Source organism: Gordonia namibiensis NBRC 108229, assembly GCF_000298235.1.
Lineage (GTDB): Bacteria > Actinomycetota > Actinomycetes > Mycobacteriales > Mycobacteriaceae > Gordonia > Gordonia namibiensis.
Window position 1 is genome coordinate 26,444 of sequence record NZ_BAHE01000046.1, and the last position, 11,163, is coordinate 37,606.

13 protein-coding genes are annotated in these 11,163 nt (G+C 68.9%); 10 read left to right on the forward strand and 3 right to left on the reverse strand.

Going from position 1 to position 11,163, the window contains the following annotated elements:
• The first annotated feature begins 29 nt into the window (after nt 1-29).
• The 6 genes from GONAM_RS18720 to GONAM_RS18745 all read left to right on the forward strand — a co-directional run bounded on the left by GONAM_RS18720 (nt 30) and on the right by GONAM_RS18745 (nt 5,446).
• Nucleotides 30-1,346 (forward strand): adenosylmethionine--8-amino-7-oxononanoate transaminase, encoded by a 1,317-nt coding sequence (locus GONAM_RS18720; RefSeq protein ID WP_006868326.1) that lies wholly within the window; start codon nt 30-32, stop codon nt 1,344-1,346.
• On the forward strand, nt 1,343-2,578 hold the full coding sequence (locus GONAM_RS18725) for an 8-amino-7-oxononanoate synthase (protein WP_006868327.1): 1,236 nt from the start codon (nt 1,343-1,345) through the stop codon (nt 2,576-2,578). The genes GONAM_RS18720 and GONAM_RS18725 overlap by 4 nt, the downstream gene beginning before the upstream one ends.
• Nucleotides 2,575-3,429 (forward strand): dethiobiotin synthase, encoded by an 855-nt coding sequence (gene bioD, locus GONAM_RS18730; protein ID WP_006868328.1) that lies wholly within the window; start codon nt 2,575-2,577, stop codon nt 3,427-3,429. Before GONAM_RS18725 ends, bioD begins: the two co-directional genes overlap by 4 nt.
• A gap of 67 nt (nt 3,430-3,496) precedes the next feature.
• Nucleotides 3,497-4,534 (forward strand): biotin synthase BioB, encoded by a 1,038-nt coding sequence (gene bioB, locus GONAM_RS18735; protein WP_006868329.1) that lies wholly within the window; start codon nt 3,497-3,499, stop codon nt 4,532-4,534.
• Nucleotides 4,535-4,583: 49 nt separating this feature from the next.
• Nucleotides 4,584-4,823 carry a biotin synthase auxiliary protein BsaP gene (gene bsaP / locus GONAM_RS18740; protein WP_005198868.1) on the forward strand — a complete coding sequence of 80 codons (240 nt, stop codon included), beginning with the start codon at nt 4,584-4,586 and terminating at the stop codon, nt 4,821-4,823.
• Complete coding sequence (locus tag GONAM_RS18745) at nt 4,820-5,446, forward strand: DUF2567 domain-containing protein (protein WP_083876453.1); 627 nt, start codon at nt 4,820-4,822, stop codon at nt 5,444-5,446. Before bsaP ends, GONAM_RS18745 begins: the two co-directional genes overlap by 4 nt.
• Here GONAM_RS18745 and GONAM_RS18750 read toward each other — a convergent pair.
• Both GONAM_RS18750 and map read right to left on the reverse strand, forming a co-directional pair.
• Nucleotides 5,409-6,161: an NUDIX hydrolase gene (locus tag GONAM_RS18750; RefSeq protein ID WP_006868331.1), complete on the reverse strand. Its 753-nt coding sequence runs from the start codon at nt 6,159-6,161 to the stop codon at nt 5,409-5,411. The genes GONAM_RS18745 and GONAM_RS18750 overlap by 38 nt on opposite strands.
• A 32-nt stretch (nt 6,162-6,193) precedes the next feature.
• Nucleotides 6,194-6,964 (reverse strand): type I methionyl aminopeptidase, encoded by a 771-nt coding sequence (gene map, locus GONAM_RS18755; RefSeq protein ID WP_006868332.1) that lies wholly within the window; start codon nt 6,962-6,964, stop codon nt 6,194-6,196.
• Between the two features lie 80 nt (nt 6,965-7,044).
• On the opposite strand from map, the gene GONAM_RS18760 reads away from it, so the two are divergent.
• From GONAM_RS18760 to nadC, 4 genes are all read left to right on the forward strand, one after another.
• On the forward strand, nt 7,045-7,320 hold the full coding sequence (locus GONAM_RS18760) for a helix-turn-helix transcriptional regulator (protein ID WP_006868333.1): 276 nt from the start codon (nt 7,045-7,047) through the stop codon (nt 7,318-7,320).
• Nucleotides 7,317-7,835, forward strand: coding sequence for a DUF1990 domain-containing protein (locus GONAM_RS18765; RefSeq protein ID WP_040536941.1), 519 nt, complete (start codon nt 7,317-7,319; stop codon nt 7,833-7,835). The genes GONAM_RS18760 and GONAM_RS18765 overlap by 4 nt, the downstream gene beginning before the upstream one ends.
• A 178-nt stretch (nt 7,836-8,013) precedes the next feature.
• A complete protein-coding gene (nadA, locus tag GONAM_RS18770) occupies nt 8,014-9,078 on the forward strand; it encodes a quinolinate synthase NadA (RefSeq protein WP_006868335.1) in 1,065 nt (354 codons plus the stop codon).
• Between the two features lie 14 nt (nt 9,079-9,092).
• Nucleotides 9,093-9,995, forward strand: coding sequence for a carboxylating nicotinate-nucleotide diphosphorylase (nadC, locus tag GONAM_RS18775; RefSeq protein ID WP_006868336.1), 903 nt, complete (start codon nt 9,093-9,095; stop codon nt 9,993-9,995).
• 628 nt (nt 9,996-10,623) lie between these two features.
• Here the strand turns inward: nadC and GONAM_RS18780 are convergent.
• A partial coding sequence (locus tag GONAM_RS18780) for an HNH endonuclease signature motif containing protein (RefSeq protein WP_006868337.1) occupies nt 10,624-11,163 on the reverse strand: 540 nt, incomplete at its 5' end.

Genomic DNA, 11,163 nt, shown 5'->3' on the forward strand with positions numbered 1-11,163 from the left:
CGGGGAGAGAGCATCAGGAGGAGCGCGCCGTGGACCAGGCCGAGATCAGCCGTGTCGACGCCGAGCACATCTGGCATCCCTACGGGGCGCTGCCCGCGACGACCCGACCGTTGGTGGTCACCTCGGCGTCGGGGGTTCACCTCGAACTGGCCGACGGACGATCGGTGGTCGACGGCATGAGTTCCTGGTGGGCCGCGATCCACGGCTACCGGCACCCGCGCCTCGACGCCGCGGCCGCCGTCCAGATGGGGCGGATGTCGCATGTGATGTTCGGTGGCCTCACCCACGAACCCGCCGCGCGGCTCGCTCAACTCCTCGTCGAACTCACCCCCGAAGGGCTGCAGAAAGTGTTCTTCTGCGACTCGGGATCGGTCTCGGTGGAGGTCGCGGCCAAGATGGCGTTGCAGTACTGGCGAAGCCGCGGGGAGACGCGGCGCACCCGGCTGCTGACCTGGCGCGGCGGCTACCACGGCGACACCTTCACGCCGATGAGCGTCTGCGATCCCGACGGCGGGATGCACTCGATGTGGTCCGCTGTCCTCACGCAACAGGTCTTCGTCGACGCTCCTCCGGCCGACTTCCGCCCCGAGTACGTCGCCACCCTGGAGGCAGCGGTCCGAGAGCACCGCGACGAACTCGCCGCCGTCATCGTCGAGCCCGTCGTCCAGGGAGCCGGCGGTATGCGCTTCCACGATCCCGCATATCTGTCCGCCCTGCGCGACATCTGTGACCGTCACGGCGTTCTGCTGATCTTCGACGAGATCGCCACCGGATTCGGCCGCACCGGAACCCTCTTCGCCGCCGACGCCGCAGACGTCGCCCCCGACATCATGTGCGTCGGCAAGGCGCTCACCGGCGGGTACATGACGCTCGCCGCGACACTCTGCACCGCCCACCTCGCCGAGGTCATCAGCGCGGGGGAGGCCGGCGGACTCGCCCACGGCCCGACCTTCATGGCCAACCCGCTTGCCTGTGCGGTGGCGGTCGCCGCCATCGAACTGCTCCTGGAGACGCCCTGGGCCGAGCACGTGGCGGAGATCGGTACGGGCCTCGCCGAGGGGCTGGCGCCACTGGGCGAACTCGACGGCGTCGTCGACGTCCGGGTGCACGGTGCGATCGGCGTCGTCGAACTCGACCGTCCCGTGGACATGTCCGCGGCCACCGCGGCCGCGATCGATGCCGGTGCGTGGCTGCGGCCCTTCCGCAACCTCGTCTACACGATGCCGCCCTTCGTCTGCACCCCCGACGATGTCGCGACGATCGTCCGCGGGATCTCCGCGGCCGTCCGCGCAACGCTCGGCGAAACAGTCTCTACACCTTCCGAACTCGTGGGGGCGCGGTCATGACCATCATCTCGGGACAGCCGGCGGCCGGCAGCGGCATCACGTCAGGCGCGGTCGCCTCGGGGGAGGTCGGGCTCGCCTGGCTCGCCGGTGCCGCACGCGACCGTGCCGACGCCGGTCTGCATCGTGACCCCCATGTCCGACGAGTCGGTGTCGATGCGATCAACCTCGGATCGAACGATTACCTCGGCTTGTCGACGCACCCCGACGTCATCGCCGGGGCGCAGGCCGCGGCGGCGCAGTGGGGCGGCGGATCGACGGCGTCGAGACTCGTCGTCGGAACCACCCAGGCGCACGTCGACCTCGAGAACGAACTCGCCGACTTCCTCGGTTTCCCTGCCGCGCTGGCCTTCTCGTCCGGCTACCTCGCCAACGTCGGTGCGGTGACCGCGCTCGCCGGGCGCGGCGCCGGGAGCAGAGCGAGCGGGCCGAATGACTCCGGCGATCTCATCGTGAGCGACACCGGCAGTCACGCATCGCTGATCGACGGGTGCCGCCTGTCCCGGGCGCGCGTGGTCGTCGTCGACCGCGGCGATCACGAGGCCGTGCGGGCTGCACTCGCCGACCGCACCGAGGAGCGGGCGCTGGTGGTCACCGACTCGGTCTACAGCATCGACGGTGAGCCGGCGCCCGTCGCCGACCTGTATGCCGCAGCCCGCGCGCACGGTGCGGTGCTGCTCGTCGACGAGGCCCACGCCGTCGGCGTTCGCGGTCCGGGCGGACGCGGACTCGTTGCCGAACAGGGACTTTCCGGTGCGCCCGACCTGGTGGTCACCACGGTGCTGTCGAAGTCCTTCGGTGCGCAGGGCGGGGTGGTCCTCGGACCGGAGGCCCTACGGTCGCACCTGATCGACTGCGCGCGTCCGTTCATCTTCGACACCGGACTCAATCCGGCGGCGGTCGGCGCGGCTCGTGCCGCATTGCAGATACTTCGTGCCGACCCGGCGCTGCCGGACCGGTTGCGGGACAACGCTCGTCACCTGGCGCGCGCCTGCGGCGTCGACGAGCCTGCCGCCGCGGTCATCTCGATCATCGTCGGCGACCCGCAGCGTGCCGTCGAAGCGGCCGCGGCCTGCCGTGACCGCGGAGTCCTCGTCGGATGCTTCCGCCCGCCGTCGGTCCCGCCGGGAACGTCGCGGCTGCGGATCACCGTGCGGGCCGACCTCGACGCCGCGACCCTCGACCACGTCGCCGAGGTGGTCGACGCTGCGCTGCGGGAGGTGGGTGCCCGATGAGCGCGCCGACACCGTCGACCCGCGGTCGCGTCCTCGCCGTCACCGGCACCTCCACCGACGTCGGCAAGACGGTGGTCACCGCCGCCCTCGCAGCGGCGACCCACCCCTCGCTCCCAGAGCTGCGATCAGCGGCGACCCACCTTTCGCTCCCTGAGGTGCGAGGAGCGATAGCGACGAGCCACGAAGGGCCGGCGACCCCACAGCCCCGCGCTACCACCGTCGCCGTGTGCAAACCCGTCCAAACCGGGGTCGCCCCAACCGAACCCGGTGACCTCGCCGAGGTCTCACGCCTCGCGGGGGAGGTGACCACGGTCGAGCCCTACCGCTACCCGGAGCCGCTCGCGCCGGACACCGCGGCGCGGCGTGCGGGTATGCCGCTCGCCGATCCGGCCGTCATCGTGCGCGCCGTCGACGACCTCGCGTCCACCCACGACCTCACCCTCGTCGAAGGCGCCGGCGGTGTGCTGGTGCGGTTGGGGGAGTCCGCCACCATCCTCGACATCGTCGCCGAGACCCTGGCGCCGGGCACCGATGACGGCGTCGTGATCGTCGTGGCACCCGGTCTCGGTGCCCTCAACCATGCCGAGCTGACCGTGAATGCCGTTCGTGCACGGGGACTCCGGCCCGCCGGACTCGTCATCGGCTGGTGGCCCACCGACCCCGATCTCGCCATGCGCTGCAACCGATCCGACCTGCCGCGGATCACGGGAGTCCCGGTGGTGGGCGTGCTGCCCGCCGGTGCCGCTGCGCTCGACCCCGCGGAGTTCCGGCGAATCGCCCCGACATGGTTCGACCCCGACTGGCTTGCGACGCTCGCCGACCAACCGGCATCGCTCGCCTCCACGTCGTAACCATCCCAGCCCAGCCCGAACCAGATCAGCCCGAACCAGATCAGTTCCAGTACAAGGAGTTCAGCCCGTGACCCAGGCAACCGTCGATACGACCCGCGACGCACAGACGTCCGACGACATCCTCGCCATCGCCCGCGAACAGGTGCTCGGGCGCGGCGAACCGCTCGACCGCGAGCAGGTCCTGGCCGTGCTGCGTCTGGACGACGATCGCCTCACCGAGCTGCTGCAGTTGGCGCACGACGTCCGCATGAAGTGGTGTGGACCGGAGGTCGAGGTCGAGGGCATCATCTCGCTGAAGACCGGTGGCTGCCCCGAGGACTGCCATTTCTGCTCGCAGTCGGGTCTTTTCGCATCTCCGGTGCGCAGCGCCTGGATCGATATCCCGTCGCTGGTGGAGGCCGCCAAGCAGACCGCCAAGACCGGTGCAACCGAGTTCTGCATCGTCGCCGCCGTCCGTGGTCCCGACAAGCGTCTGCTGAGCCAGGTCGCGGCCGGCATCGAGGCCATCCGCAACGAGGTCGACATCCAGATCGCCTGCAGCCTCGGCATGCTCACCCAGGAGCAGGTCGACCAGCTCCGCGACATGGGGGTGCACCGCTACAACCACAACCTCGAGACCGCGCGCAGTCATTTCCCGAACGTCGTCACCACCCACACCTGGGAGGAACGCTGGGACACGCTGCGCATGGTCCGCGAAGCCGGCATGGAGGTGTGCTGCGGCGGCATCCTCGGCATGGGGGAGAGCCTCGAGCAGCGTGCCGAGTTCGCCGCCGATCTGGCTGCCCTCGAGCCCGACGAGGTGCCGTTGAACTTCCTCAACCCCCGCCCGGGTACGCCCTTCGGCGATCTCGAGGTGCTGCCGGCGTCCGAGGCGCTGAAGTCGGTGGCCGCTTTCCGTCTCGCCCTGCCGCGCACCATCCTGCGTTTCGCCGGTGGTCGCGAGATCACCCTGGGCGACCTCGGCGCCAAGCAGGGCATCCTCGGCGGCATCAACGCCGTCATCGTCGGCAACTACCTGACGACGCTCGGTCGGCCCGCGGAGGACGACCTCGACCTCCTCAGCGACCTGTCGATGCCGATCAAGTCGCTCAACGACACGATCTGACGTCTCCGCCACTCCCGACAACCTCAGACGATCGGTAGCGTGTTCACTCATGATCGACACCGTCCCGGGACCGCTCGCCGAACCGTGCAGGTTCGGTGTGTACACCGGCCTCGAACTGGAACTGCAGGCACCCGACGCCATCCCACCGGCCGCGCGACTGGGGCTTGAACCGCCCCGCTTCTGCGGACAGTGCGGACGCCGCATGGTCGTGCAGGTGCGTCCCGACGGCTGGAGCGCCCGGTGCTCCCGCCACGGGACGGTCGACTCGGCCGAGCTGGGTCGTCGGTGAGCGATCGGATGTCCGGGCGGCGTCCCGCCAGGTCGGTCACAACCCTGCTCACGGCGACCATGGCGGTGATCGTGCTCGGCGGGGTCGCCGGCGCGATCTGGGCGCTGGTGACGCCGCCGACCACCGGCGTCGTCCTGAAGGGGCTGACCCGCGACGACATCCCGACCGAGTTCGGCGGAGTGGGCGCATTCGCGCTGATCATGTTCACCTACGGCGGCATCGCCGCGCTCGTCGCGTGGGCTGCGGCGCGGCCGTGGCGCGGAGTAACCGGTTTCCTGGTCCCGGCAATCGGCACGGTGGCGGGATCGGCGATCGGTGCACAGCTCGGAATGTGGCTGGCGGGCTTCCGGTTCGACGACGGCATCGCCGGGCTCCCACTGGAGTCCGTGTACCGTCTGGTGCCTGATCTCTGGCTTGACGGCGGTACGCGCGCCGGACACAGCGCGCCCTGGACGCTGCTCATCTGCGCGCCGTTCGCCTTCGCGCTCATCTACCTCGTCTGCGTGCTGTCCTCACGCACGCCAGACCTCGGCGTCGGAGATCTCGACGACGCTCACCTTGCCGGCGATCCGGTCGGATCTGACCTCACATCGGCGGACGCAGCGTCGCGAACTCATCCGTGACACGTAATTCGTTGTCGGCGAAGGCGTAGAGCGCAGGCGGCCGCCCGCCGGACCGGCCCGTCTTACCGACGGTACCGGTGGACACAACCACGGCTCGTCGACTCAGGATTCGTAGCAGGTTGGTCGTGTCCACCGGGTAACCGAGTGCGGCGCAGTAGATCTCCGACAGCTCCGACATCGGGAACTGCTTCGGGGCCAGCGCGAAGGCGATGTTGGTGTAGGAGAGCTTGGCCGCCAGCCGATGTCGCGCGGTGTCGATGATCTCGGCGTGGTCGAAGGCCACCGGCGGCAACGCCTCGACCGCGAACCAGGCCGCTCCCTCGGGCAGGGTCACGGGGCTGTCGGAGCGGACGAGCCCCATGTAGGTCGACGCGATCGTGCGGACGCCGGGAACACGCTCCGGATCGGAGAAGACCGACAGTTGCTCGAGGTGGGCGATGTCGCGGACGTCCATCGTGTCGGCGACGAGGCGTCGGGCGATGACCGACAACCTCTCGTCACCGGCGACATCGCCGCCGGGCAGCGACCAGCGGCCGGGTTCGGTGTCGGTACGGGAGAGCAGCACGCAGAGCGCAGGGTGTACGTCACTGCCGTCCACAGAAGGCGGGGTGCGGACCTGGAAGACGACGCTGAGGACCTCGACCCGCAGAACCGCGTCGTTGGTCGATACCGGTGAGCCGTCGGAACTGGAGGGATCGGACCCGGCGGCTGGCATGGCGTCGATTGTATGGGTCCACTGCCCAGTGATCAGCGAACCGGCGACGTCAATACGCGTGCCGCGCCGTCGGTGACGGCGATGGTGTGCTCGCTGTGCGCGCCGCGGGAGCCGTCGAACGAGCGGATCGTCCAACCGTCGGCGTCGAACTTGATGCGTTCGGTGCCGAGCGTGAACCAGGGCTCGAGCGCCAGCGTCAGTCCGGGCCGCAGTTTCATGCCGCGACCGGCCTTGCCGATGTTCGCCACGTGCGGGTCCTCGTGCATTGTACGACCGAGGCCGTGGCCGCCGAACTCCGTGTTGACGCGGTAGCCGTAGGACTTGGCGACGGCTCCGATCGCGGCGGAGATGTCGCCGAGCCGGGCGTCGGGACGGGCGGCGTCGATGGCCGCGGCCAGGGCCTCTTCGGTCGCCTGTACGAGGCGCTGATCCTCTGGGCGGGGGGTGCCGACGATGACGCTCCGGGCGGAGTCGGCGACCCAGCCGTCGATCGAGACCGCGATGTCCATGGACAGCAGGTCGCCGTCGGCCAGGACGTAGTCGTGGGGGAGCCCGTGCAGGACCGCGTCGTTCACCGACAGGCAGATGACGTTGCGGAAGGGGCCGCGTCCGAACGAGGGTGAGTAGTCCCAGTAGCAGGACTTCGCGCCGCGCTCGGCGATGAGGTCGCGGGCGCGCTGCTCGAGGTCGAGGAGATTCACGCCGACGTCGGCCCGTTCCGCGAGGTCGGTGAGAAGGTCCGCGATGAATGCGCCGGTCACCCCCATGGCGTCGACCTCGGACGGTGACTTCAGCTCGACCATTCTCGTTCCCTTCGTAGTAGTCCGGTATAAAAATCCCACGGCGCTCGGTATATGTATACCGCATCGGTTAGGCTCTGGGCATGGTCCGCAACCCGTTGACCCCGGAACAGATCGCCGCAGGTCGCCGTCTGGGCGCCCGCCTGCGCGAACTCCGAGGCGCCCGTCCACTCGGAGAGGTGGCTGTCAGTGCCGGGATCTCCCCGGAGACGCTGCGCAAGATCGAGACGGGCCGCATGCCGACGCCCGCGTTCGCCACGATCGCCGCTCTTGCGCGGTCGCTGGACACCTCGCTTGACGACCTCGCCCGCGTCATCGATGACACGGGCCTTGACACCGAGGTGGCGTGCGCCGGGTGACCCCGCACCCGTTGGGCCTCACCTACGACGAGGTCGGTGCCACCGCCGGAGAGCTACCGGCGGGCTACCACCATCTACGTCGCTCCCGCGTGATCGGTGTGGGCGAGGAGTGCTTCACTGCTGCTGCAGAACGAATCCTCAACTGGGACATGCATCGTCACGCAGGGATTGGCGTCGACGCCTCGACCCGGGCGGCCGAGGTCGGCGCGACGGTGACGATGCGGCTGGGGCTCGGGCCGGTGGGGATCTCCGCCGCGTGCCGGGTCATCGAGGTGATCGATTCGGTGTCGACCGAATCAGGGGTGCGCGGCTTCGCCTACGGCACCCTGTCCGGCCATCCCGAGATCGGGGAGGAGCGGTTCTGGGTCGAGCGACTGCCGGACGACTCCGTGGTGGCGCACATCGTCGCGTTCTCCCGGCCCGGTCGTTGGTTCACCCGGCTCGGCGGCCCGATCGGGCGGATCGCGCAATCGAGGATCACCGAGCGGTACCTCGACGCCCTGATGTGCTCCTGACCGGCGGTATGTGACCTGCCGGAAGGGCGACGGGAATGAACGGGGTGTGGTGAATGTTACGATGCATAGCGTTTTCGACCATGAGTCGAAAACCCTGCCTCGGACACACGGCCCGTGCTCCGGGGACCCGATGACCCGGTGGTCGCAGACGCCCGCCGGGACAGCCAGAGGAGTGGCAATGAGCATCACCAGTGATCGCCCGGCGGCCGTGACCGCGCCAGCAGCCGGGCTCCTCGATGCCGAATGGTTCGACGCACCGGGCGGCTACACCGGTGTGGAACCGACCCAGGAGTGGGCAGACGAGGTCCGACGCCTCGCCCGTGCCCGCAACGCGACCCTGCTCGCGCACAACTACCAGCTTCCCGCCATCCAGGACGTCGCCGACCACGTCGGTGACTCTCTCGCCCTGTCGCGTATCGCGGCCGAGGTCGACTCCGACGAGATCATCTTCTGCGGCGTCCACTTCATGGCCGAGACCGCCAAGATCCTCAGCCCCGAGAAGCGCGTCCTCATCCCGGACGAGCGCGCCGGCTGCTCACTGGCCGACTCGATCACCGCCGACGAACTGCGTGCCTGGAAGGCCGAGTTCCCGGATGCGCTCGTGGTGTCCTACGTGAACACCACCGCAGAGGTGAAGGGCCTGACCGACATCTGCTGCACCTCGTCGAACGCCGTCGACGTGGTCGCATCGATCGATCCCGATCGCGATGTGCTGTTCCTCCCGGACCAGTTCCTCGGTGCGCACGTCAAGCGCGAGACCGGTCGCGACAACATCCACATCTGGGCGGGCGAGTGCCACGTGCACGCCGGCATCAACGGTGACGAGCTGGCCGACCAGGCCGCGTCGCATCCCGATGCCGACCTGTTCATCCACCCCGAATGCGGTTGCGCCACGTCGGCTCTCTACCTTGCGGGTGAGGGTGCGGTGCCCGAGGACCGCGTGAAGATCCTCTCGACCGGCGGCATGCTCGACGCGGCCCGTGAGACCGGCGCCAAGCAGGTTCTCGTCGCCACCGAGGTCGGCATGCTGCACCAGCTGCGTAAGGCCGCCCCGGGCGTCGACTTCCAGGCCGTGAACGACCGCGCGTCGTGCCCCTACATGAAGATGATCACCCCGGCTGCGCTGCTGCGTTGCCTGCGTGAGGGTCGCGACGAGGTTTTCGTCGACATCGACGTCGCGGAACGGGCTCGCAAGAGCGTCGAGCGGATGATCGCCATCGGTAACCCGGGTTCGGGCGAGTGACCGGAAGCTCTGCTGTGAGTGACGGTTTCATCGGGCAGGCCTCGGCCGGCGGCGCTCTGGAACTGGTCGTCGACGATGAGATCCGTGCTCTGATCCGCACCGCGCTCGACGAGGATCTGCGGTACGGACCCGACGTCACCACGACGTCGACCGTCCCGTCCGGCGCCGTCGTCGACGCCGCGATCGTGAGCCGCGCACACGGCGTGATCGCCGGTGTGCCGGTGGTGCTCGCGGTGTTCGACGAGGTCATCGGCGAGGGCAACTTCGAGGTGACGGATGCCGTCGCCGACGGCAGTGTCGTCGCACCTGGTGACACCGTCCTGCGCGTCCACGCTCCGACGGCCGCGCTCCTGACGGCGGAACGCACCGCACTCAACCTCATCTGCCATCTGTCGGGGATCGCCACCACGACCCGCGCATGGGTAGATGCTGTTGCCGGCACGTCGGCCCAGATCCGTGACTCCCGCAAGACGCTCCCAGGTCTGCGACTGCTGCAGAAGTACGCGGTCCGCGCGGGCGGGGGAGTCAACCACCGCATGGGCCTCGGCGACGCCGCCCTCATCAAGGACAACCACGTCGTCGCCGCCGGTTCGGTCGCAGCGGCGCTGGAAGCGGTGCGGGCGGCGGCTCCGGGTCTGCCGGTCGAAGTCGAGGTCGATTCCCTGTCCCAGCTCGACGAGGTTCTGCCGCTCGAGCCACAACTCGTGCTGCTCGACAACTTCGAGCCGTGGGAAACCCAGATGGCCGTGCAGCGGCGAAACACCAAGTCACCGCAGACCAAGCTGGAGAGCTCCGGCGGCCTGACCCTCGACGTCGCCGAGGACTACGCCCGCACGGGTGTCGACTACCTCGCCGTCGGTGCGCTCACCCACTCGGTGACCGTGCTCGACCTCGGGCTGGACATCCCCGCGCCGTAGTCGAGAGCGCTTTGATCTGTATGACGTTGTGCCCGGGTTCCGGGTACAACATAATACGGATCTCTCAAGAGTGGTTGCGCGCGTAGCCCTCTCGCTCCTGAGGGCGCGTTCATCTTCGCTCCCTGAGACGCGAGGAGCACCAGCAGTCGGCAACCACGCTCCCTGAGGTGCGAGGTGCGCCAACCTTGCTCTCTGATCCGAAAGAACCCAACGCGCCCAGCTCTGCTGCCTGATCCGAAAGAGCGCGACGCACCCAAAATTCGCTGCCTGAGGTGCGAGGAGCGCAAGCCGCCGGGCTGAGTAGCGACGAAGGAGCGTATCGAAGTCGACGAGCCTCGAAGGCCTGGTGAGACACCGTCGCCGACCTCACTACCGGTCGACTTCAACCCCGACAGGCAGACTTCGATCGACGTCTGCCGGTCGAGTTGAGGTTCGGCCGTCGGGATCCGGACGCTTCTCAGGGAGCGGACCCTTTCGACCCTCACGACGGCCGGCCCGCCGGCCGCGGGTACTGAGGTGCGAGGTGCGCCAACCTCGCTCCCTGAGGTGTGAGGAGCGTAGCCGCTGGGCTGAGTAGCGACGAAGGAGCGTATCGAAGTCGACGAGCCTCGAAGGGCTGGCGACGTTCCTACCCTGAGTTCCCGTACGCGTGGTTGAGAAGTGCTGAGGCGACCGCGAGTTCGGCAGGTGTGGCGTTGCGGAGGTCGATGACCTCGCGCAGGTGTAGGCGTGGGGTATCGCCGGACTCCGGTTCGGGTCCGTGGATTTCGTTGCGCACCTGTTTGAGGTGTTCGGCGAATCGGCGGGGTATGTCGGGTCGTCGGTTGATGCGTTCAGGGTTGGGTGGTGCGCCGGGTTCGGCGTTGAGCCGCCAGGCGCAACGCCCTTCATCGGGTCCTTCGCGGACCATTCGGGTGGTGTAGCCGCCGGGTTGGTTGCTGACCATGCGGTTGTGTTTCGGACACGCCGGTGCGAGGTCGGTGATGTCGGTGAGTCCGCCATCGGCCCAATCCAGTTGGGCGTGATGCATCTCGACGTGTGCGGCGGCGAGGTCGCAGCCAGGGGTGGAGCAGCTTTCGCCGTCGGGCCGGGCGAAGGACACCAGTCGTTGTTCGCGGGTGGCCAGGCGTTTGCCGCGTCCGAAGTACAGCGGGACGGCGGTCGCGTC

What these genes read in the sequence shown, in the direction of transcription:
- map (WP_006868332.1), bottom strand. Translation starts at nt 6,964, where the DNA reads ATGGTCGAGCTGAAGTCACCGTCCGAGGTCGACGCCATGGGGGTGACC.
- bsaP (WP_005198868.1), top strand. Translation starts at nt 4,584, where the DNA reads ATGATCGACACCGTCCCGGGACCGCTCGCCGAACCGTGCAGGTTCGGT.
- bioD (WP_006868328.1), top strand. Translation starts at nt 2,575, where the DNA reads ATGAGCGCGCCGACACCGTCGACCCGCGGTCGCGTCCTCGCCGTCACC.
- nadA (WP_006868335.1), top strand. Translation starts at nt 8,014, where the DNA reads ATGAGCATCACCAGTGATCGCCCGGCGGCCGTGACCGCGCCAGCAGCC.
- GONAM_RS18725 (WP_006868327.1), top strand. Translation starts at nt 1,343, where the DNA reads ATGACCATCATCTCGGGACAGCCGGCGGCCGGCAGCGGCATCACGTCA.
- GONAM_RS18760 (WP_006868333.1), top strand. Translation starts at nt 7,045, where the DNA reads ATGGTCCGCAACCCGTTGACCCCGGAACAGATCGCCGCAGGTCGCCGT.
- GONAM_RS18750 (WP_006868331.1), bottom strand. Translation starts at nt 6,161, where the DNA reads ATGCCAGCCGCCGGGTCCGATCCCTCCAGTTCCGACGGCTCACCGGTA.